This is a genomic window from Paenarthrobacter sp. Z7-10 (assembly GCF_026932795.1).
Classification (GTDB): Bacteria; Actinomycetota; Actinomycetes; order Actinomycetales; family Micrococcaceae; genus Arthrobacter_M.
The window spans coordinates 1-22205 of record NZ_JADPVH010000051.1 but is presented as its reverse complement, the minus strand read 5'-3'; the positions used below and the strand labels follow the sequence as shown (position 1 = coordinate 22205).

The 22205-nt window shown below is 63.3% G+C and carries 17 protein-coding genes and 1 pseudogene; 7 read left to right on the top strand and 11 right to left on the bottom strand.

The annotated features are described in order from the left end of the window. The first annotated feature begins 23 nt into the window (after positions 1 to 23). The gene (locus IV498_RS14415) at positions 24 to 629 is read left to right on the top strand and encodes a DUF3043 domain-containing protein (protein ID WP_269047699.1); all 606 of its coding nucleotides are present in this window, start codon (positions 24 to 26) and stop codon (positions 627 to 629) included. Between the two features lie 45 nt (positions 630 to 674). Continuing rightward, entirely contained in the window at positions 675 to 1679 is a 1005-nt protein-coding gene (locus IV498_RS14410; RefSeq protein WP_269047697.1) for an aldo/keto reductase family protein, read from the top strand. Positions 1680 to 1734: 55 nt separating this feature from the next. Here IV498_RS14410 and IV498_RS14405 read toward each other — a convergent pair whose 3' ends face one another. Then, complete coding sequence (locus IV498_RS14405) at positions 1735 to 2802, bottom strand: quinone-dependent dihydroorotate dehydrogenase (protein WP_269047694.1); 1068 nt, start codon at positions 2800 to 2802, stop codon at positions 1735 to 1737. A 126-nt stretch (positions 2803 to 2928) separates the two neighbouring features. On the opposite strand from IV498_RS14405, the gene IV498_RS14400 reads away from it, so the two are divergent. The 3 genes from IV498_RS14400 to IV498_RS14390 are packed head-to-tail and all read left to right on the top strand — an operon-like array spanning position 2929 to position 7047. Beyond that, positions 2929 to 4602 carry an FAD-binding dehydrogenase gene (locus tag IV498_RS14400; RefSeq protein WP_269047693.1) on the top strand — a complete coding sequence of 558 codons (1674 nt, stop codon included), beginning with the start codon at positions 2929 to 2931 and terminating at the stop codon, positions 4600 to 4602. Then, positions 4602 to 5996: an alpha/beta hydrolase gene (locus IV498_RS14395; protein ID WP_269047692.1), complete on the top strand. Its 1395-nt coding sequence runs from the start codon at positions 4602 to 4604 to the stop codon at positions 5994 to 5996. Before IV498_RS14400 ends, IV498_RS14395 begins: the two co-directional genes overlap by 1 nt. Continuing rightward, complete coding sequence (locus IV498_RS14390; protein WP_330059673.1) at positions 5989 to 7047, top strand: alpha/beta hydrolase; 1059 nt, start codon at positions 5989 to 5991, stop codon at positions 7045 to 7047. The genes IV498_RS14395 and IV498_RS14390 overlap by 8 nt, the downstream gene beginning before the upstream one ends. Before the next feature lie 6 nt (positions 7048 to 7053). On the opposite strand, the gene IV498_RS14385 is transcribed toward IV498_RS14390, so the two are convergent. The 5 genes from IV498_RS14385 to leuA form a co-directional block, all read right to left on the bottom strand. After that, positions 7054 to 7785, bottom strand: a complete 732-nt coding sequence (locus IV498_RS14385) for an isoprenyl transferase (RefSeq protein ID WP_269047688.1) — start codon at positions 7783 to 7785, stop codon at positions 7054 to 7056. A gap of 146 nt (positions 7786 to 7931) precedes the next feature. Then, positions 7932 to 8684, bottom strand: a complete 753-nt coding sequence (gene recO / locus IV498_RS14380; protein WP_269047687.1) for a DNA repair protein RecO — start codon at positions 8682 to 8684, stop codon at positions 7932 to 7934. 87 nt (positions 8685 to 8771) lie between these two features. Then, a complete protein-coding gene (locus IV498_RS14375) occupies positions 8772 to 9356 on the bottom strand; it encodes a hypothetical protein (RefSeq protein WP_269047686.1) in 585 nt (194 codons plus the stop codon). Positions 9357 to 9446: 90 nt separating this feature from the next. After that, positions 9447 to 11780 carry an FdhF/YdeP family oxidoreductase gene (locus IV498_RS14370; RefSeq protein WP_269047685.1) on the bottom strand — a complete coding sequence of 778 codons (2334 nt, stop codon included), beginning with the start codon at positions 11778 to 11780 and terminating at the stop codon, positions 9447 to 9449. A gap of 212 nt (positions 11781 to 11992) precedes the next feature. Then, the gene (leuA, locus tag IV498_RS14365; RefSeq protein WP_269047684.1) at positions 11993 to 13738 is read right to left on the bottom strand and encodes a 2-isopropylmalate synthase; all 1746 of its coding nucleotides are present in this window, start codon (positions 13736 to 13738) and stop codon (positions 11993 to 11995) included. 276 nt (positions 13739 to 14014) lie between these two features. On the opposite strand from leuA, the pseudogene IV498_RS14360 reads away from it, so the two are divergent. Beyond that, a pseudogene (locus IV498_RS14360) lies at positions 14015 to 15964 on the top strand (M13 family metallopeptidase). A 57-nt stretch (positions 15965 to 16021) separates the two neighbouring features. Here the strand turns inward: IV498_RS14360 and IV498_RS14355 are convergent. The 5 genes from IV498_RS14355 to IV498_RS14335 all read right to left on the bottom strand — a co-directional run bounded on the left by IV498_RS14355 (position 16022) and on the right by IV498_RS14335 (position 21608). Continuing rightward, positions 16022 to 17659: an LCP family protein gene (locus IV498_RS14355; RefSeq protein ID WP_269047683.1), complete on the bottom strand. Its 1638-nt coding sequence runs from the start codon at positions 17657 to 17659 to the stop codon at positions 16022 to 16024. A gap of 113 nt (positions 17660 to 17772) precedes the next feature. Next, the gene (era, locus tag IV498_RS14350) at positions 17773 to 18738 is read right to left on the bottom strand and encodes a GTPase Era (RefSeq protein ID WP_269047682.1); all 966 of its coding nucleotides are present in this window, start codon (positions 18736 to 18738) and stop codon (positions 17773 to 17775) included. Then, positions 18735 to 20051 carry a hemolysin family protein gene (locus tag IV498_RS14345; RefSeq protein ID WP_442951356.1) on the bottom strand — a complete coding sequence of 439 codons (1317 nt, stop codon included), beginning with the start codon at positions 20049 to 20051 and terminating at the stop codon, positions 18735 to 18737. The genes era and IV498_RS14345 overlap by 4 nt, the downstream gene beginning before the upstream one ends. Next, entirely contained in the window at positions 20048 to 20521 is a 474-nt protein-coding gene (gene ybeY, locus IV498_RS14340) for an rRNA maturation RNase YbeY (RefSeq protein WP_269047680.1), read from the bottom strand. The genes IV498_RS14345 and ybeY overlap by 4 nt, the downstream gene beginning before the upstream one ends. Further along, entirely contained in the window at positions 20511 to 21608 is a 1098-nt protein-coding gene (locus IV498_RS14335) for a PhoH family protein (protein WP_269047679.1), read from the bottom strand. The genes ybeY and IV498_RS14335 overlap by 11 nt, the downstream gene beginning before the upstream one ends. A 342-nt stretch (positions 21609 to 21950) precedes the next feature. Here IV498_RS14335 and IV498_RS14330 point away from each other — a divergent pair. Next, a partial coding sequence (locus tag IV498_RS14330) for a hypothetical protein (RefSeq protein ID WP_269047678.1) occupies positions 21951 to 22205 on the top strand: 255 nt, incomplete at its 3' end.

Here is a 22205-nt window from a genome sequence, read left to right as displayed (position 1 = left end):
CACCAACAAGGTACTCTGGTGGGGTGTTTGGACGTAAGAAAGAAACTGCCGCCTCCCCCACCGCTGCCGACGAGCTGGCGGCCCAGGCCGCCTCCCGGCCCGTCGACCCAAGAGCGCGGAAGGGCGCGCCCACGCCTTCGCGCCGCGCGCAGGAGGCCGCCCGTCGTCGTCCGCTTGTTCCGGATGACCGCAAGGCCGCGAAATCCGCTGACCGGGACGCGCACCGCGAAGAGCAGGCGCGGATGCGGCGCGCCTTGGATACCGGTGAGGAGCGCTATCTTCCGGTACGCGACAAGGGTCCGCAGAAACGCTTTGCCCGCGACTTTGTCGACTCCCGGTTCAGCCTTGGTGAATACGTCATGTTCGCCGCCCTCGCCATCGTGATCCTCTCGCTGCTGGTGACCGTGACGAGTGAAACACAGATCATCATCTTCGGAATTTTCTGGGTGCTGGTGATCGCCGTGGGTTTGGACAGCTTCCTGCTGGGCCGCAAGCTCAAGCGCGGTCTACGGGAGAAGTTCGGTTCTGTGGATTCCGGTGTGATTTGGTACGGCACGATGCGTTCGCTGCAGTTCCGCAGGCTCCGGCTGCCCAAGCCGCTGGTCAAGCGCGGAGGCGCGCCGAAGTAGCCGCCGCGGTAAATGTCCGCCGGTGAACATCAGTAGGCTTAAGACATGGACTATCGATACCTAGGCACATCGGGCCTGAAAATAACCGAAATCACCTACGGCAACTGGCTCACTCACGGCTCCCAGGTGGAGAACGACGTCGCCACCTCGTGCGTGAAGGCCGCTCTTGATGCGGGCATCAGCACCTTCGACACCGCCGACGCCTATGCCAACGGCGCGGCGGAGGAAGTGCTGGGCTCGGCGCTGAAGACCCAGCGGCGTGAGTCTTTGGAGGTCTTCACCAAGGTGTACTGGCCGGTGGGACCGAAGGGCCCCAATGACACCGGCCTGTCCCGCAAGCACATCATGGAGGGCATCAACGGCTCGCTTCGCCGGCTCCAGATGGACTACGTCGATCTGTACCAGGCGCACCGCTACGACCATGAGACGCCGCTGGAAGAAACCATTCAGGCGTTCGCCGATGTGGTCCGTTCCGGAAAAGCGCTCTATATTGGCGTTTCCGAATGGTCCGCCCAGCAGCTGCGCGACGGTCAGGCGCTGGCCCGGCAGGCGGGCTTCTCCATTATCTCCAACCAGCCGCAGTACTCCGCCCTGTACCGGGTAATCGAGGCGGAGGTTGTGCCCGCCTCCAAGGAACTGGGCATCTCCCAGGTGGTGTGGTCTCCCATGGCACAGGGCGTCTTGTCCGGAAAGTACTTGCCCGGACAACCCGCGCCGGAAGGTTCGCGCGCCACGGACGAGAAGGGCGGAAAGAGCACCATCTCCCGTTTCATGGACGATGGCGTTCTCACCGCTGTGCAGAAGCTCAAGCCGATCGCGGACGAGCTGGGACTGAAGATGTCCCAGCTGGCCATCGCCTGGGTGCTGCAGAACGAGAATGTCTCCACCGCTCTGGTGGGGGCTTCGCGTCCCGAACAGGTGGCTGAAAACGTCAAGGCCTCCGGAGTGAAGATTCCCGCCGAGGCGATGAGTGCCATTGATGCGGCGCTCGGGGAAAGTGTGGAAAAGAACCCCGCGCTGACCGTCAGCCCGGAAACCCGGGTAGCGTAGCGCTCCAACCCCGTCTGCCGGCGCCCGGTTGGGCGCCGGCCGACAGGTCGGCTTTTCAGCCCTTCCGGGCCGCCAGCGTCCGGTTGATTCCTGCCGCCCAAAATGGTCCCTCATAGAGGAATGCGGTGTATCCCTGGACCAGCGTGGCCCCGGCATCCAGCCGGTCGAGGACGTCCTGACCGGTCTCAACCCCACCCACCGATATCAGTGTCAGGTTGTCTCCCACGGCTGCCTTGAGCGCCTTGAGCACCTGAATCGACCGGGACTTCAGCGGAGCCCCCGATAGCCCGCCGTCCCCGGCTGCTGCCACAATTCCGGGATTGCTGGTCAGGGCCTCGCGGCCGATCGTGGTGTTGGTGCAGATAATGCCGTCCAGTTGCAGCTCAAGGGCCAAGGCTGCCACGTCTGCGATGTCCTCGTCGGAGAGGTCCGGGGCTATCTTGACCAGCAGCGGAACCCGTCTGCCGGCTGCCTCGTTGGCCGTCCGGCGGACAGAGGTCAGCAATGGCCGCAGCGTCTGTACGTTCTGCAGCAGCCGGAGTCCGGGTGTATTCGGTGAACTGACATTGACCACCAAATAATCTGCCACCGCGGCCAGCTCCCGGGTGCTGGCAAGGTAATCTGCCACGGCATCGGAAAGCTCAACCGCCTTGGTTTTGCCGATGTTGACCCCTATTACCGGCCGGATCGTGCGGTAACTGCGCTGGAGGTTAAGCCGTGCCTGCTGCACCCGAGGCGCGACGGCGGCGGCACCGTCGTTGTTGAATCCCATTCGGTTGATGACGGCACGGTCCTGCACCAGCCGGAACAGCCGCGGGCGCGGGTTTCCCGGCTGTGCGGCGCCGGTAATGGTCCCTACCTCAATGTGGCCGAAGCCGAGATCCGTGAGTGCTTCGATGCCGTGGCCTTCCTTGTCGAAACCGGCCGCCAGTCCAAAGGGCGACGGAAAGCTGAGCCCCATGGCCTCGGTGCGCAGGGACGGTGCGGGCCGTGTCAGCCGTCTCAGCGCAGCGCCGGCGCCTGCCCGATGGGCCGCCTTGATCAGTGAAAAACCTATGGTATGGGCTCGTTCGGCATCCATCCAGGAAAAGCAGATGCGGAAGACGGTGGGGTAAAGGCGCATGGCTCCTAGTTTTCCGTCTGCCTCCGCCATCACCAAACCGGCCAGCTGCCCGCCGCAGGAACGACCTCCAGGGCTCGGTGCGGAACGCCGTGCGGAGAGTGTCAGTATCGGGGTTAGCATAGCCCCATGTTCTCCGATGACGATTCGCTCCGGCTGCAGGCTGAAGTGATAGTGATAGGCGCAGGCCTATCCGGGCTCGTTGCGGCCGCCGAAGCCTATAACGCCGGGCGGACTGTCCTGATCCTGGACCAGGAACCGGCAGCCTCCTTGGGTGGCCAGGCTTTTTGGTCCTTTGGCGGGATATTCCTGGTCGACTCGCCCGAACAACGCCGGCTGGGCGTGCGGGACAGCGTGGAACTTGCCTGGGCTGACTGGTTAGGCTCCGCCGGATTCGACCGTGCGCAGGACCACTGGGCTCGTGCGTGGGCGCGGGCCTACGTCGACTTCGCTGCAGGCGAGCAACGGGCTTGGCTGCATGCGTTGGGCGTGCGGTTTTTTCCACTGGTCCAGTGGGCCGAACGCGGTGGTTACGACGCCCAGGGACACGGAAACACCGTTCCGCGTTTTCACGTGATGTGGGGAACAGGTCCGGGAATTCTGGCCCCTTTTCTGGCCAAACTGCGCGAAGGCGTCGACGCAGGCAGGGTCCGATACGCCTTCCGGCACCGCGCGACGGAGCTGATAATCAGCGCCGGAACCGTCACTGGGGTGAGTGGCAACATTTTGGCACCGTCCACTGCGGCGCGGGGTGTGGCAAGTTCACGGGCCCTGGTCGGGGAATTCAGCGCCTCCGGCCAGGCTGTGATCGTAACCACCGGCGGAATCGGTGGCAGCCACGAGCTGGTTCGCCGGCAATGGCCGAACGCCGATCCGCCGGACTATCTGCTCACGGGAGTACCGGCCAGCGTGGACGGCCAGTTCCAAGACGCCGTCGGGCGGGCCGGCGGTGCTGTGATCAACAAGGACAGGATGTGGCATTACCCTGAGGGCATCCACAACCACTCCCCCGTCTGGCCAAAGCATGGCATCCGGATCTTGTCCGGTCCCTCGCCATTGTGGCTGGATGCGGAGGGCCACCGTCTCCCCGTACCGCTGTATCCGGGATTCGACTCGCAGGGAGCCCTGCGGCACATCGTTGGTACCGGGTACTCGCACTCCTGGTTCGTCCTGGATAAAACCATTCTGGACAAGGAATTCGCGCTCTCCGGATCCGAGCAAAACCCGGATCTCACGGGAAAGGACCTGCGGCTGTTGGCGCGGCGCGCTCTCCCCGGCTCGGTGGGGCCAGTACAGACGTTCCTGGACCGCGGCATTGACTTCCTGCAGGCGGACTCAGCCGCGCTTCTGGCCGCCAAGATGAACGCATTGGTCTCCCGCGACCTTATTGACGGGCAGGGGCTCTCGGACCTCATAGCGGCCAGGGACCTGCAGGTCAGCAGCGGACTGGGCAAGGACAGCCAGCTCAGTGCCATTCGCCAAGCCCGGCGGTTTGCCACCGACCGGATCATGCGTGTCGCGCCACCGCATCGGATGCTGGATCCGCGCCATGGCCCCTTAATCGCCGTCCGGCTTTCGATCCTGACCCGGAAAAGTCTCGGCGGCGCCCAAACCGATCTCGCGTCGCGGGTGCTGGACGAGGCGGGAATGCCGATTCCCGGCCTTTATGCCGCCGGTGAGGCGGCCGGCTTCGGCGGCGGTGGCATCCACGGCTACCGATCGCTGGAGGGCACATTCCTGGGCGGTTGCCTGTTTTCCGGCCGCAGTGCCGGCCGTTCGGCGGCCGAAGGGTGCGGTAGTTGATGGACGGGGACCTCCGCTGGGGACCGGATGTGCTGGGCGAACAGTTCGAATCGGCGATCCTGCGCACCCAGCACCCGGATGGGACGCATCGGGTCGCCACGCTGATCCGGCACCTGCCCGAAATGGGCAGCCGGAGCAATTCAGGAGAGACCCTGAATTCAGGGACCGCAGAAGCTGTTGCCGGTGCGAACGCCCGCGTCGTTGCCGGTACCGGTACCAGTGCCCGCGTCGGTGCTGGTGCCGGTGCCGGTGCTGGCGTCGGGGCAGGCACCGCGGCAGCGCACGGTCCATCATCGCCGCGCCGCGCCGCCGCGGGGCAGGCGGTGCTGTATCTGCACGGCTGGAGTGATTACTTCTTCAATCCCGACCTGGCGGCGTTTTGGGCCGATCTCGGAATTGCCTTCTATGCCTTGGACCTGCACAACCACGGACGCAGCCTGCGGGAAGGTGACCTGGGCGGCTTTGTCGGCCACCTGCAGGACTACGACGCAGAGCTGCACCTGGCGCTGGCCGCGGTCGCCGCCGACCTGAGAGAATTGCGCTCCGACGGAAGGATATCGGTGCCACCCCGATCGTCCGCGTCGTCGCGGTCCCCCGAGCCGCCGTCGTCTTCAGCAATCCCGGAACCGGCAACGACCCAACAGTCTCCCGGACCATCGCCGTCGCCGTCGTCAACAGTCCCCGAACTGGCAACAACCAAACGCTCCCCAGAACCGGTCCCCCAGATTGCGTTGATGGGACATTCCACCGGCGGACTTGTCGCCGCGCTGTGGGCCAGCCGGCACCCGGGAACCATCAGCCACCTGATCCTCAACAGCCCCTGGCTGGAAATGTACGGCAGCGCGCTGGTCCGTCATGCCGCATATTCGGTGGTGCAGCCATTTGCCCGGTTTTGGCCGCAGAAACGGATGCGCCTGCCGGAACGGAATTTCTATTGGCGCAGCATCAGTTCGCAGGCGGACGGCGGATGGGAGTTGGACAATGCGCTCCGGCCTCCGAAGGCTTTTCCGATCAGGCTGGGGTGGATGAGCGCCATCCTCGCGGGCCAGGCATCGGTGGCGAAAGGGCTCCGGATCCAGGTACCCATTTTGGTGCTGATGTCGGCCCGCAGCATGAACGGACCGTTCTGGAAGGACTCCATGCACACGGCCGATGTGGTGCTGGACGTGCACACTATGGCGGCTCGTGCGGGGACGTTGGGCAGCACGGTGGCGATCGAGAAGATCGAGGGCGGACTTCACGACGTGCTGCTTTCGGAACGGGCGGTCCGGGACGACGCGTATGCCCGGCTCCGGCGTTGGGTCCAGGCCTTCATGTTCATTGAGGGCCGGGCAGGAATGCCTGCTGACGGTGGAGCTGACGGAGGACCGGGGGAAGTTGACGACGGTGGATAGGGCCGCGGAGCCGCTTTGGACACCCGACTTCCTGGGTCCGGGCTACCAGCAGCTCGTCCTCGATCTGGGGTTCGACTCCGAAGGCCCGGTGATGGCCACTCTGGTGCGCCACCTGCGGTCTGCTGATGTCCACGCCCGCCAATGGTGGCAGCGTGCCAGCGGCCCGCAGGGTTCCGGGGGTGCGCAGGGATCGGTCAACGGGCAGGCCATGCTGTACCTGCATGGCTGGGCTGACTATTTCTTCCAGCGTGAGCTGGCCGAATTCTGCGCCGAACATGGCCTGGCCTTTTATGCGCTGGATCTGCGCAAGTATGGTCGGAGTCTTCTGCCCGGGCAGTCGGAGGGGTTTATCACGGATCTGGAGGTCTACGACGAGGATATTGATGCGGCCCTGTCGGCGGTCAAGGCCGACATGGCACGTCGGGGCGGAAGTGCCGACACCGTCTCTGTCCACTTGCTTGGCCATTCCCTCGGGGGCCTGATCGCCACCCTGTGGGCGGCGCGCCATCCTGGACGGTTGACCTCCTTGATCCTCAACGGTCCCTGGCTCGAGCTGCAGGGCAGCCGCTTCGTGCGCCAGGTTGCCACCCATCTGGTCGACCCCTTTGCCAGGTCCGACCCGCGCAAGGTCCTGCATTTCCCCGAGATGAAGGCCTACTGGCAAAGCGTCAGCAGCAGCGCGTATGGCAGCTGGGAATTGAACCCGCTTTGGCGGCCGGCGGCTTCCTTCCCGCTTCGGGCGGGTTGGATCAAAGCCGTGCTGGTGGGCCATGCCAAGGTGGGCAAGGGTTTGACGCTGGATGTTCCGGTGCTCATGCTGCTTTCGGAGCGAACGGTCATAGCGGCTGATTGGACTCCGGAGATGATGGGCGTGGACGCCGTCATCGATGTCAACGAAATGGCCCGCCTCGGGCTTACGTTGGGTCGGCGCGTCATGGTCAACCGATATCCGGGGGCGCTGCACGATGTGCTTCTTTCCGCGGATCCCGTGCGAAAGTTGATCTACGCCGACCTGGCCGATTGGATGAGGGCTTACGCGACGGGGTCCTGACCTGCCTCAGCCCGCCGCGTCCACGGCCGCTCCGAAGCGCCGGTCCCGTCGGGCATAGATGTCCACAGCCTCCCAGAGGGTGCGCCGGTCCACATCCGGCCAGAGTTTATCCAGAAAGACAAACTCGGCGTAGGCGGACTGCCAAAGCAGAAAGTTGGAGAGCCGCTGTTCGCCGCTGGAGCGCAGGAAGAGATCCACATCCGGCAGATCCGGGGTGTACAAGAAGCGCTGGATGGTTTTCTCGCTGACAGAGCGCGGGCTCAGTTTTCCGGCCGCAATCTGCTCGGCAATGGCCGTCACGGCGTCTGCAATTTCAGCACGCCCGCCGTAGTTGACGCACATGGTGAGGGTGACGGTGTCGTTGTCCTGGGTGCGCTCCTGGGCAACTTCAAGTTCCTTGATGACCGATCCCCACAATCGCGGCCGTCGTCCGGCCCAACGGACCCGAACGCCCCAGGCATCAAGCTGGTCCCGCTGACGCCGCAGCACATCCTTGTTGAATCCCATCAGAAAGCGGACTTCCTCCGGGGAACGTTTCCAGTTTTCGGTGGAGAAGGCGTAGACGCTCACATACTTGATCCCCATTTCGATGGCCCCGGCCATGACGTCCAACAGGGCCGGCTCCCCGGCCTTGTGGCCCTCGATTCGAGGAAGTCCGCGCTGATTGGCCCAGCGGCCGTTTCCATCCATCACTATCGCGACGTGCCGGGGAACCAGCTCGGCGGGGATTGCCGGCATGGCAGCGCCGGATGGATGCGGCCATGGTGCGACGACGTCCGGCTTGCTGCGCAGCCGGCTGCTGCGGCCGGACCTGCCGCGCGACCGGCCCGCACGTCCGTGAGCCGAATCTTCGCTGGGACCTGCCGGCGGAAACAATTCCAAAATTACACACGCTCCACATGTTTAAGGGAGCGGACCACGCGCTCCAGATGCCATTGCAAATAACTGGCCACCAGTCCGGCGGCCTCCCGGCGGTGCTGCGGCTGCGATCCGTCCGCCAATGGCCAGTTGCCGGAGAGCAGGGCCGCCAGCAGAATCATCGTCTCCGGTGCCGGCGCGGGTGAGCCGGGGGGGCGGCAGTCGTGGCATACGGCGCCGCCCAGGGCCGCCGAAAAGGCCCCATGCGGGCCGGGTTCCGAACACCGCGCGCAGTCCGTAAAGCTGGGGGCCCAGCCGCCGGTGGCCAGGGCACGGAGCAGATACGAGTCCAGGATAAGCTGCGGCGTATGCTCGCCTCGACTCAGAGCGGCAAGCGCCCCGACGAGCAGCAGATATTGTGCGGTGGCAGCTTCCCCGTCCACATCAGTGAGCCGCTCGGCGGTTTCGGTCATGGCCACGGCCACCGTGTAGCAGCCGTAATCCGCCACGATTTCCCGCCCGTAGGATCCCTTCGAGACGGCCTGAGTCACGATGTCCAGGCTCCGTCCACTTACGAGCTGCAGATCAGCCACCATGAATGGTTCCAGCCGTGCACCGAATTTGCTGCTGGTGCGCCGTACTCCCTTGGCGACGGCGCGGACCTGACCGTGATGGCGTGTGAGCAAGGTGATGATGCGGTCGGCCTCGCCGAGTTTGTGGGTGCGCAGGACGACGGCGTCATCCCGGTAGGTGCGCGCGGCAAAGGAGTTTCTGGACACGGCTCCATTGTCCCACCGGGATCCTTCCCCGGCGGGCAAGGCAGAAAGCAGGCGTGCCGGACACCAGCGCCCACACCGCGGCCCAGGCTAGAGCGGCAGATGCATCCCCGCTGCGATGTTCAACCCGGCGGCGAAAGTCAGGTACATCAGCCACAGACCCGTAACGAGGTGCCAGAAACCGAGGGCACGTTCGCCGAAGGCCTTGCCGATGCTGACAAAGAAGTCGCTGATGTAGATCAGTACCAGTCCGCAGAACAGCAGTCCCACGGGCCAGTCACCGACCTTGAAGAAGACCACCAGTCCCAGCACGGAGACGATGGTGAACGCCACAGACATGCCCATGTTTGGCCGGGGGTCGCTGCGCTGGTAGCGGTTGTAGCCGATGGCGAACCAGTGGATGCCGTAAACGGAGAAGGCCAGTGCGGCCATGTAGAGCGCCGGATCCTTGAACACCTGGAACCAGGTCAAGCCGACAAAGAGGTACACGCCGGTGAGCAACTGGCAGAATCCGGGCATCCAGATTCCCCAGATCCCGGTGGAGCGGTCAACGGCCTCGTCGCGTTTGGGCCAGCCAAATAATTCCTCCGGCCCGTAAATGAGATAGCCGGTTCCAAGGCCGAAGAAACCAAGCGCAAGTGGCACGAATGTCGATGCATGGAACATCAGATTCACGATCTTTGTCCTTTTTATTGCGGTTGCAGTTGGCAGATGCGGGTGGAGCTGCAGGTACAGGTCGTGATGAAGACGGTGCTGAGCAGCCCGTTACCGGACGGCAGTTGCCGCTTCCCGGGCCGGGGCCGGGGCCGGGGCTGGCTCGAGGCGGACGACGACGGATTTGGAGATCGGCGTATTGCTTCCCTCGGCCGTCGCTTCCAGCGACACCAGCACGTTCGCCTCCGGGAAGTAGGCGCTGACGCACCCCTTCGCCGTCGGATAGGAAATCACCCGGAACTGCCGCAGGACCCGGTCTTCGCCGTCGTCGTATTCGCTGTGCACGTCCACGAAACTGCCGTCCGCGATCCCCAGCTCCTGCAAATCCTCAGGATTGACGAACAGCACATGGCGTCCCTTTTTGACGCCGCGGTACCTGTCGTTAAGGCTGTAGATTGTGGTGTTGAACTGGTCGTGCGAACGGACCGACTGCAGCAGCAGCCGGCCGGCCGGAACCTGAATGGTCTCGAGCTCATTAACCGTCAGCATGGCCTTGCCCGTCGCCGTCGGGAACGTCCGGGAATCGCGCGGCGGGTGCGGCAGGACGAAGCCGCCCTCCTGGCGGACCTTGCGGTTATAGTCCTCGCAGCCCTTGCACACGTGAGAAATGTGCTCGCGCAGGGTGTCATAGTCCGCTTCGAAGCCGGCCCAGTTGATGCCGTGCTTGTCCCCCAGTACTGCCCGTGCCAGCCGGCTGATGATGGCAACCTCGGAAAGCACCATGTCCGAAATCGGCCCCAAGCGTCCGGCGGAGGCATGCACGGCGCAGACGGTGTCCTCCACCGTAACGAACTGCGGCCCGCTGGACTGCAGGTCAATTTCGGACCGTCCCAGCGTGGGCAGGATCAGCGCCTGCTCGCCGGTGAATGCGTGCGAGCGGTTGAGCTTGGTGGAAACCTGCACGCTGAGCGTCATCTTCGTCATGGCGGCCTCGGCCACGGCCGTGTCGGAGACGGCATTGACCAGGTTGCCGCCCACGGCCATGAAGACCTTCAGCTTTCCGTCCCGCATGGCCTGGATACTCTGTACTGCGTCGAAGCCATGGTGCCGCGGCGGATCGAAGCCGAACTCCTGCTGGATCCCGTCCAGGAAGGCGGGGGGCATCTGCTCCCAGATGCCCATCGTGCGGTCGCCCTGAACATTGCTGTGCCCGCGGATTGGGGAGGGACCTGCACCGGGTTTGCCGATATTGCCGCGCAGCAGCAACAGGTTAATGATTTCCTTGATGGTGGGTACGGCCTTCTTATGCTGGGTCAGCCCCATCGCCCAGGTGACAATCACCTTGTCCGCCTTCAGATACCGCGCCGCGAGTTCATCGATTTCCCCGCTGCGCAGTCCGGTGGCGGCGAGCACCTCCGCCTCGTCCAGCCCGGCAAGGTGGGCTTTGAGTTCCTCCAGGCCCTGACAGTGCTCAGCCAGGAACGCGTGATCCAGCACCGCCCCGGGCGCAGCTTCTTCAGCCGCCAGGACCCGCTTGCACAGTGCCTGCATCAGTGCCATGTCGCCGGCCAGACGGATCTGCAGGAACTGGTCCGCCAGGTCGGTACCGGGGCCAACCAATCCCCTGGGACGCTGCGGATTCTTGAAGTTGATCAGTCCCGCCTCCGGCAGCGGGTTGATTGCCACGATGCTGGCGCCGGCCCGTTTCGCCTCCTCCAGCGCGGTGAGCATGCGCGGATGGCAAGTGCCGGGGTTCTGGCCCATGATCATAATCAGGTCAGCCTTGGCGAAGTCCTCATAGGAAATGGCGCACTTTCCCACCCCAATGGTTTCAGTCATGGCCTTCCCGGTGGATTCGTGGCACATGTTTGAGCAGTCGGGCAGGTTGTTGGTTCCGTAGGCCCTGGCAAAGAGCTGGTATTCGAAGGCAGCCTCATTGCTGGTTCGCCCGCTGGTGTAAAAGGTTGCCTCATCCGGGCTGTCAAGCGCGTTCAGTTCGCGGGCGATAATGCCAAAGGCGTTTTCCCAGCTGATCGGCTGGTAGTGGTCCTGGCCGGCCGGCTTGTACACCGGCCGGACCAAACGCCCCTGCTGGCCCAGCCAGTACTCTGTGCGTCCCTGCAGGTCCGTCACCGAATGTTCCGCCCAGAACGTCTGCGGAATGGTCAGCGGATTAGCTTCCCAGCCGACCGCCTTAGCCCCGTTTTCACAGAACTCAGCCACCTTGCGGTGCGGCGGATCCGGCCAGGCGCAGCTCATGCAGTCGAAGCCGTCCTTCTGGTTCATCGCCAGCAATGTCTTCACCGACCGTTCCGGTCCCATTTCCCGCAGGGAACGAGGAATCGATTCGGTCAGGCTGGGAAGGCCCGCGGCCCAGGTCTTGGGCTTGCTGATCTCCAGCTGCGGATCACTGGCATCATCCGCCGGGAGTTCGGTTTTCGTCATGGCTGCCTCACCGTCCTGCGACATTGATCGTCCCGGAACCGGGTGACGATCAGGACCAACCGACGGTCCGGGGCCACGCACCAAATAGCCTTCTGCATCTCATTGGCATGACCAGGACTGCGGGCAGACCCATAGTTCTGTCTTAGCAGATTGGTTGCACCAGCGCAATAGTTTAGTTCGGCCACCAATGATGTGCGGTAGCCGGCTCCCAGCTATGCCTGACGATCCCGGATGGCTCGATTGACGGCGGAAATGACGGCTTTCAGGGAGGACATCGAGGTATTCGAGTCAATGCCGATTCCCCAAAGCACACGATCCCCGACTGCACACTCCACGTAGGCCGCCGCCCGGGCATTGCCTCCCTCAGAGAGCGCGTGCTCGGAGTAGTCCAGCACCCGCACGTCCACGCCGTCACTGTGCAGTATGTCCAGCAGTGCTGCGATCGGACCATTCCCGGTGCCCGTGCGGCGCTGCGCCACGCCGTCGATCATCATGGATGCGGTCAGGGTCATCTGACCCTCTTGGTCCGTTTCGGTGTTCAGCGAGCCCAGCGCGTAACGCCCCCACAGGTCCTGTGCACTTCCGGCCGGCCGGGGCAGGTACTCGTCCACGAAGGTCTCCCACAACTGGGCTGCGCTGACCTCGCCGCCAACTGTATCCGTGCGCCGCTGGATTACGGACGAAAATTCCATCTGCGCCCTGCGCGGCAGATCCAGGCTGTGCTCGTTCTTCAGCAAATAGGCCACGCCACCCTTACCGGACTGCGAATTGACCCGAATGACCGCTTCATAGCTGCGGCCCAAGTCTTTCGGATCCACCGGCAGGTACGGGACGGCCCAGGTGAAATCACGGACATCCTGGCCAGCCGCGGCGGCCTCCCGTTCGAGTGCCTCCAAGCCCTTTTTGATGGCATCCTGGTGGGAGCCTGAGAAGGCAGTGAAAACAAGGTCCCCGCCGTAGGGCATACGTTCCGGAACGGGCAACTGGTTGCAGTACTCGACGGTGCGGCGGACGTCGTCGATATGCGAAAAATCGATCATTGGGTCGATGCCCTGACTGAAAAGATTCAGCCCCAAGGTCACCAGATCCACGTTGCCGGTGCGTTCGCCGTTACCGAAAAGGCATCCTTCAATCCGGTCCGCCCCGGCCAGATAGCCCAGCTCAGCCGCCGCCACGCCGGTGCCGCGGTCATTGTGCGGATGCAGCGAGAGAATGATGCCCTCTCTCGGATGCAGGTTACGGCTCATCCACTCAATGGAGTCCGCGTAAACATTCGGTGTTGCCATTTCCACTGTTGCGGGCAGGTTGATAATGACCTGGCTCTGGGCCGAGGCCTCGAAGATGTCGGCCACGGCGTTGCAGACACGGACCGCGTACTCGGGTTCGGTGCCGGTGAAAGACTCCGGTGAGTATTCGTAGGTGATCTCTGTGTCCACCAGCGTTTCCTCATACTTCTTGCACAGCCGTGCGCCCTGCAGCGCAATGTCCAGGATGCCGTCCTCATCCTGGTTGAAAACCACCCGGCGCTGCAGCACCGAGGTGGAGTTGTACAGGTGCACGATCGCCTGCTTAGCCCCCACCAGAGACTCATACGTGCGTTCAATCAGATGTTCCCTGGCCTGAGTCAGCACCTGGATGGTGACATCGCCGGGAATGTGGCCGCCCTCGATGAGCTGGCGCACGAAGTCGAAATCGGTCTGCGAGGCGGACGGAAAGCCGACTTCAATTTCCTTGTATCCCATGCCGACCAGCAGTTCGAACATCTTCATCTTGCGGGCCGGGCTCATCGGATCGATCAAAGCCTGGTTGCCGTCGCGGAGATCCACCGCGCACCAGCGTGGCGCCGCCGTAATGACCCGGTCGGGCCAGGTGCGGTCCGGCAGTTCGACGGTGATCTGCTCGGCAAACGGAATGTAACGGTGGATCGGCATTCCGGAAGTTTTTTGTGCGTTTCGCATGGGATGACCTGTTCTCTTCGATCGCTGCTGGAGGGCCGGCCGGGCATCACGAGCACCGCAGCGGGGGATCGGCCGACCGCTGTGCCAACCAGATCTGCGCCTGCGAGGATCGAAGGCTATCGGTGGAACAACGGCTGTGTATCCCCGCCGCGGCAGCTAAGAAGGAGTATTTCAGAGCGCACATTTTTACCCTAGCACGGCGCGTAAGATGAATGTGAAACAGCCCACCCTTGGTCCGCGCCGCGGGCCATTTCAGCGATTTAGGCAGGTCTTTGCATGGCGAATCCCGGCATCAATCTCGGCAATCTTGACCCCGCGGTACGGCCGCAGGATGATCTGTACCGGCATGTGAACGGCCGCTGGCTGGACACCGAAACCATTCCCGCGGACCGGCCGCTGACCGGCGCATTCATTGCGCTGCGGGATGACGCGGAAATCGCCGTCCGGGAGATCATCAACCAGGCAGCACTCGATGCCTCGGGCGGTCCCGTGGAGCGCAAGATAGGGGACCTGTACAGCAGCTTCATGGATGAGGAGGCCATCGAGGCAGCCGGTGGTTCTCCGCTGGAGCCGAGGCTGGCGGCCATCTTTGGCACCGCCGATCCGGAAGAGCTCGTGACGCTGATGGGTCGGCTGGACCGGGCCGGCAACCAGGGTCTGTTCGGTGGCTATGTCAACAACGATGCCGGCAATCCGGAGCGTGCCCTGCTGCACCTGTACCAAAGCGGCTTGGGCCTGCCGGACGAGTCGTATTACCGGGAGGACAAGTTTGCGTCCATTCGATCGGCTTACCGGGACCATGTTGCCGCGATGTTCACCTTGGCCGGCGTCCGGGACTCCGGGGCGGCGGCCTCCCGGGTGATGACTTTGGAAACGGCGATCGCAGGATTCCACTGGGACAACGTCACCCTCCGGGACCCGCAGAAAACCTACAACCTCACCGGCCGTGCGGAGGCACTGGCCATGCTGCCGGTGTTGGTGTCCTGGTTTGCAGGCATGGAGCTGACGGAGAGCTCCACGGCCGAACTCGTGATTGTCACTCCTGAGTTCTTCACGGGTATGGCCACTCTGCTGACCGCCGACCGGCTCAAAGACTGGCAGGAATGGCTGGCGTTTCGGCTTATCTCCGGCGCCGCCCCGTATCTGAGCAGCCCGTTCGTGGATGCGGATTTTGCCTTCTACGGAACCACCATCAGTGGAACCGAGGTCAACAAGGACCGCTGGAAGCGCGGAGTTTCATTGGTGGAGGGAGCTTTGGGCGAGGCGGTGGGTCAACTCTATGTTGCCCGGCATTTTCCGGCGGGTCACCGGAAGCGGATGGAGCTGCTGGTTGCCAACCTGATCGAGGCCTACCGGCAGAGCATCAACGAGCTGGAATGGATGAGCTCGGACACCAAGGACCGGGCCCTGGAAAAACTGGCCAAGTTCATTCCAAAGATCGGGTACCCGAAAAAGTGGCGGGACTACTCCGCTCTGGCCATCGATGCCAAGGATCTGCTGGGGAACCTGGAACGAAGCCACCTCTTTGAGCTGCAGCGTCAGCTCGCTAAGATCGGGAGGCCCATTGACCGGGACGAGTGGCTGATGACTCCGCAGACCGTCAATGCCTACTACAACCCCACCATGAACGAGGTGGTGTTTCCCGCCGCCATCCTGCAGCCGCCGTTCTTCGACGCCGGCGCAGACGACGCGGCAAACTATGGCGGCATCGGTGCGGTGATCGGCCATGAAATCGGCCACGGCTTCGACGACCAAGGATCCCAGTTCGACGGCGACGGAGCACTGCGGAACTGGTGGAGCGAGGATGACCGGAAGGCCTTCGAGCAGCTGACGGACCGGCTGGTTGCCCAGTACAGCGCCCTCAGCCCCGATGCCGCGCCCGGCCACTTCGTCAACGGCGAACTGACCTTGGGAGAAAACATTGGAGATCTCGGCGGACTGGCCATTGCGTATAAGGCCTACGAACTGAGCCTGGCCGGGGCTCCCGCGCCGGTGCTGGATGACCTGACGGGCGCTCAGCGGTTCTTCTAGTCCTGGGCCGAGTGCTGGCGAACCAAGATCCGCCCCGAAGAGGCCATCCGCCGGCTGGCCACCGACCCGCACTCCCCCGGCGAACTGCGGTGCAACGCCGTGGTGCGGAACCTGGCACCGTTCTATGCCGCCTTTGATGTCTCCGACGATGACGCGCTGTGGCTCGCCGAGGAGGAACGCGTCAGCATCTGGTAACGGCCGGTTTTGCCGGGCAGGGCCCACCCTGCCCGGCCGCCGCGCCGCAGCCAGCGGTTAGCGCGGGTACATCTCCGGGTTGACATGCAGGCACTTTCCCTGCTGGTTCGCGGTGCTGGAGACGATGTCCGGCGGCAGCGTGGTTTTTCCAAAGGTGCTGCCCGAGGCGAAGTCCGAACCTATCTGCAACTGCACGCCGTTGATGTCCGGGGACGCTACGAACGCCTTGGACGGTATGCCGAAGAGCTTTGCCAGGTCCTGCGCGACGTCGAGGAAACCCTTGCCGTAAAGAACCTGGGTTGCCGGAAGCACCGCGGGTGCCGTGGCCTGAACCACGTTCGCGTAGCCGGCGGTCGTAAGGACGGAGACCAGCGGGTCAATGCGGCCAGCGAGTCCCGTGCCGTTGTTGACGGTAATGGGCTGGATCGTTTTGTCGTAAGCCGGAACCGTCGGTGCAGGCTTACCCGCAGCCGACGTCGTTGTCGTCGAACTGGCGCTCGCTGGCGACCCCGAAGTCGCAGCTGACGGTGACGCGGAAGCCGACGACGGCGAAGCCGACGGCGATGCCGGGGCTGTCAGGTCCACGTCCTTGCGGACGGCGGCAAAAAGATTGCCGGCGTCGGGCTGCGAGAGCACCACCCGGTTTGGATCAGCGGGGTCGGGCACGTTGGGAGCCGTCACAAAGGCGACCTTGGGCAGATCGACGTTCTGCAGCCGGTTCGCAATTGAGGTCATGCTCGGAATGTTGGCGAGCCCGCGGTCAATGGTCAGGTTCTTGGTGATGGCATCCGCGATCCGGTACACCTTCGGGAGGTCCGAGAGGGTGCCGTCACTCTTGATCTTGCGCACCATCGAGCCCAGGAAGTACTGCTGGGCCTTGATCCGGGCCAGATCGCTGGCGTCGCCGAAGGAGTGCCTGGTCCGCAGAAAGGCCAGAGCCTGTTCACCCTTGACCTTGCTCGTTCCCTTCGGCAACACCAGGCCCGACCCGTTTACGTCGTTGACCGAATGGTCCACGCATACTTCCACGCCGCCTATCACGTTGGACAGGTCTTTGACTGCGGTGAAATCCGCCAGCATGAAATGGTCGATGTTCATCCCGGTCAGCTGGTTAATCGCCGCCACTGTGCAGCCTGGCCCGCCCAGGCTCAGGGCCGTGTTCAGCTGTCCCAGCGGTTGCGCAGGGCTCGGGGTGCCTGACTTGGGATCCTTGCATGCCGGGATAGGGACCATCAGGTCCCGCGGAAAGCTGATCACGCTGACCCGTTTGTTGTCCGCGGAAATGTTCATCAGCATCATGACGTCCGAGTGCCCCGAGCCGGTGGAATCGGCGGCGCTGCCGTATTCGCTGTTGGCACCGTCGCGGGTGTCCGTGCCCAGGATAAGGATCTGGAGTGCATCAGAATTGTCGTTGGCTGCCTGGCCCACAGTGGCGCTGGCGCCGAGGTTCAGATCGGCCACCTGCACGTTGTTCTGCAGCCGCATCAGCAGCACGCCGGCGCCAGCAATGACCGCCACCAGCAGGACGGCGACCGAGGCCGCGGTTATCTTGAACCACAAGGGAAAGCCCCGGCGCGCACCAAAGTGGCGCCCAATTCGTGGCCCGTACCGGGCCGGACCCGCCCCGGCGGGGGCGGCCGCGGGGCTGCCGTTCCCGGCACTTCCCCCGCCATCTCCGGGACGACGAGGCCCCATGAATAAACCTTCCGTTGGCTGCAAACTCTAGAAAGCAGTGTACGGGCCCAAACTGGGAAGTTCCTTAAGGCATGCTGAACGTCCGGGCGCCGCGAGGCCGAATTGCCGACGGATCAGAAGCCCAGCTTTACCAGCTGTTTCGCGTCACGCTGCCAATCCTTGGCAATTTTCACGTGCAGGTCCAGATAAATCCGAGTGCCCAGCAGCGCTTCGATGCTGTGCCGGGCGTTGCTTCCCACCTCGCGCAGCCTCGATCCGGCACGGCCAATCACAATGGCTTTCTGGGAGGGGCGCTCGACGTAGAGATTGACGCGGACATCGAGCAGCTGGTTCTCCGCCGACCGCCCCTCACGAGGCACAATTTCCTCCACCACCACGGCGATGGAGTGCGGCAGTTCATCCCGAACGCCCTCCAGCGCAGCCTCCCGTACCAACTCCGCAACCATGACGGCGACGGGTTCGTCTGTCAGTTCACCGTCAGGATAAAGCGGCGGCGACAGCGGCATAAAGCCGGCCAACACCGAGGAGACGGTTTCCACCTGGAATCCGTCAACGGCCGATACCGGCACGACGTCCGCCCAGCCGTCCCCGCCCAGCACCTCACGTCCCAGCGCGGCAACCGCGAGCAACTGCTCCGTCAGCGCCTGCCGGTCCACCAGATCGGTCTTAGTCACAAGTGCCACGACGGGCTGGCGCCCCAGCTTGGCGAGCTGGGCGGAAATAAACTTGTCGCCGGGGCCAATCTTTTCGTTGGCAGGCAGGCAGAAGCCGACGGCGTCCACCTCGGCAAGGGTGTCAGAGACCAGGTCGTTGAGCCGCTGACCCAGCAGCGTCCGCGGTCGATGCAGTCCGGGGGTGTCAACCAGTATCAGCTGGAAATCCTCCCGGTGGACGATTCCACGGATGGCGTGCCGGGTAGTCTGCGGTTTGGCGGATGTTATCGCGACCTTTTGGCCCACCAAGGCGTTGGTCAGCGTGGACTTACCGGCGTTGGGCCGTCCAACAAGAACGGCGAATCCGGCCCGAAAGCCGGATTTCCCCTGCTTTCCGTCCGGTGCCTGATTCTGCGGCTTCTTCATAATTCGCTCCCTGCGGCGCTGTCCGAGTGGTTCATCAATCCTGCTATTTCAGTGTCCGCCGGGGCGGACCGGGTGGCAATAATATGGCTGACCCGGTTGCGGCGGCCCTCCAGGCGCTCCGCGTGCAGCCGGATGCCTTCGACCTCCGCCTCGCTGCCCACGATCGGCACCCGGCCAAGGTACTTCGCCAGCAGCCCACCGACCGTGTCCACTTCGTCGTCGGCAAGGTCCAAACCAAAGAGCTCACCCAGGTTGTCAATCCCCAGCTGCGCGCTGACCCGGTATTTTCCCTGACCCAAGTTCTGCACCTCCGGTGCCTCAGAGTCGTATTCATCCACGATCTCCCCGACGATCTCCTCAATCAGATCCTCGAGGGTAACCAGCCCGGCGGTCCCGCCATACTCATCAATAACAATTGCCACATGCGTCGATTCCTGCTGCAGTTCCTTGAGCAGGTCGCTGACCTGCTTTGACTCGGGCACGTAGCGCACGCCCCTGGCGATCGAGGCCAACGGCGGCGCCGCCTCACCCGGGGGCAGACGATGGGCCACAGCCACCACATCCTTGAGGTAAAGAATGCCCCGAATCTGGTCAGTGTTTTCGCCGATCACCGGGATGCGGGAATAGCCAGAGAGCAGGAAAAGCGTCAGTGCATCTTCGAGCGAGGTATCTTCGTCCACGCTGACAATATCTGTCCGGGGCACCATGACCGCGCGAACCAGGGTGTCTCCCAGCTCAAAAACGCTCTGGATCAATTCAGCCTCGTTGTCCTCAATCATTTCAGATTCACTGGCGCGGTCCACGAATTCGCGGAACTCCTCCTCACTGACGAATGCATCATCGCCGCGCGGCGCCCCGGGAGCCACCGTGCTGCCCAGCTCGACGAGCCAGCCCGGAATCGGCCCGAGCACCCAGCAGAGGAAACGCACCAGTTTCGAGGTGGCACCCACCACGGCAGCTGAATGCAGCCGGCCCCACTGCCGCGGCGATACTCCCACCAGGACGAAACCAATGCCAGCCATGACGGCCGTTGCCAACAAACCAGCTATCCAGACATTGTGCAACAGGTTCAGGAACAGCACGGCGACGGTGACGGCCGCCGCCATTTCAAACCAGACCCGCCAAAAGCGCAGGGCGTTCATGTGCGCCACCGGCGCGGAAAGAATCCGCAGCAGCGAGGTTCGGTGACCGCGCGCAGCCACCGCCTCGGCATCGTGTCGGGGAAAATAATTAAAGGCTGCCTCGGCGGCGGTCAGCACGGCAGCGATGGCCACGAAAACCAGCCCCATGGCAATCAGGGCCGCAGTGATCACTGCATGGTCTCCCGAGGTGCCTGCTTGCCTAGGAAGCTGGAGAGGAGATCACGCTGCAGCGAAAACATCTCTTCCTGCTCTTCCGGCTCGGCGTGGTCGTAACCCAACAGATGGAGCACGCCGTGGGTGGTCAGCAGAAGCAGTTCCTCGGCCAAGGGATGGCCGGCAGTGGCGGCCTGCTCAGCCGCCACCTGCGGACAGATCACAATGTCGCCCAGAAGTCCGGCCGGTGATGGACGTTCCGGTGTTCCAGGCCGGAGTTCGTCCATTGGGAACGAGAGCACGTCGGTGGGCCCCGGTTCATCCATCCACTCAATGTGCAGTTTCTCCATGGCCTCGGCATCCGCGAGGATAATGGAGAGCTCGGTCTGCGGATGGACGTACAACCGTTCCATGATGAAGCGCGACATTCGAACCAGCTCCGCTTCGGCTACGTCAACCCCGGATTCGTTATTGACCTCAATGCTCATGGCTGGGCTCCCGGCCGTTGGAGCGGACACTGTTTCCGGGCCCCGCATGCTGCTCTTCGTCCCAACGGCCATAGGCTGTGACAATGTCGGCCACCAGGCGGTGGCGGACCACGTCGGAGGCGTCCAACGTGGTGAAATTAATATCATCAATACCCAATAAGATCTGTGCCGCCATCCTCAGCCCCGAACGGGTTCCAGTCGGCAGGTCCACCTGGGTGACGTCTCCTGTCACCACCATCTTGGCCCCGAAACCGAGGCGGGTCAGAAACATTTTCATCTGTTCGGCGGTGGTGTTCTGCGCCTCGTCCAAAATGATGAAGGCGTCATTTAGGGTCCGTCCACGCATATAGGCCAGCGGAGCGACCTCGATAGTACCCGCGGCCATCAGCCGCGGTATCGAATCCGGATCCATCATGTCGTGCAGCGCGTCATAGAGCGGGCGCAGGTAAGGATCAATTTTGTCGCTGAGTGTGCCGGGCAAAAATCCCAGCCGCTCCCCCGCCTCCACCGCCGGCCGCGTCAGAATTATTCGGTTGACTTCCTTCTGCTGCAGCGCCTGTACCGCCTTAGCCATTGCCAAATACGTTTTGCCCGTGCCCGCAGGACCGATGCCGAAGACGATCGTGTTCGCGTCGATGGCATCGACATAGTTCTTCTGGTTCAGCGTTTTGGGCCGGATGGTTTTGCCACGGCTGGAGAGAATATTGTGGGTCAGGATATCGGCCGGGGACGCTGCGCTTTGCGAGTGCAGCATAGTCACCAGTTGCTCCAACACGGCCGGCGTTACAGTCGTCTGCCGTTCCACCAGGCCGCGCACCTCCTCGAAGAGGCGCAAAATGTTTGGGACCTCCACGGCCGGTCCGGTGATGGACAACTCGTTGCCGCGAGCGTTAAAACTGACGGAAGGGTAGCTTGCCTCAACGAACCGCAGTGCCTCGTCCCGGGCCCCCAACGAGCGGACCATTTGCTCCGCTGTCCCGAAGGAAACGATCTCCGTGCGCAGGTCCCCGACCGAATGCGGAAATATTGACCCGCCCGGACGCGCTCCCGAAGCCTGACTGCTGTTTCCTGCTGCTGTATCTGTCATAGCTTCGGCACGTGGCCTGAAATCTCTCCCACCGGTTAGAACCTCTCGCGAATATCTCCTGCTGGCATTTCCATTCTACGGCACGGCAATCCGACGGCGCCGGATTCCGTGCCACCCCCCGGCAGGACCTTCCCAAGATACTTATCTGCCGTATTTTGGAGCCATGTGGGCGAGGCCGCGAGGCCCGCTAAAGTGGCTAACCCTTGAACGAGGCTGCCACAGCTGTTGATTTTCTGGCCCTGATGCCGGTTCGCTGGGATGTGTGTGGTTCGACGTGTGTGTGCATTGATGGTGTGTGGATGGGCCGGGAGTTTTGTCGGTGGCTGTTTGTAGGCTGTTGGTATGGATTTGGTTCAGGGTTTCGATGCGGTTCTTGGGCTTCGGCTCGAGGAGGCCGATCGGCATGGCGAAAATCCGTTGGCGTGGGAACTGGCGGCCCATTGTGATGAGCTGGGCCGCGATGATGACGCGCCCGGAGTGCTGGATCCGATGGGGGCCGTGCTTGCACTGTTGGGGCTGGACCCCTGCGGGATTCAACACCTGCTGGATTTGGCGGAACTGCCGGCGTGGATGAACGACCCCAGTAACCCCGGCGCC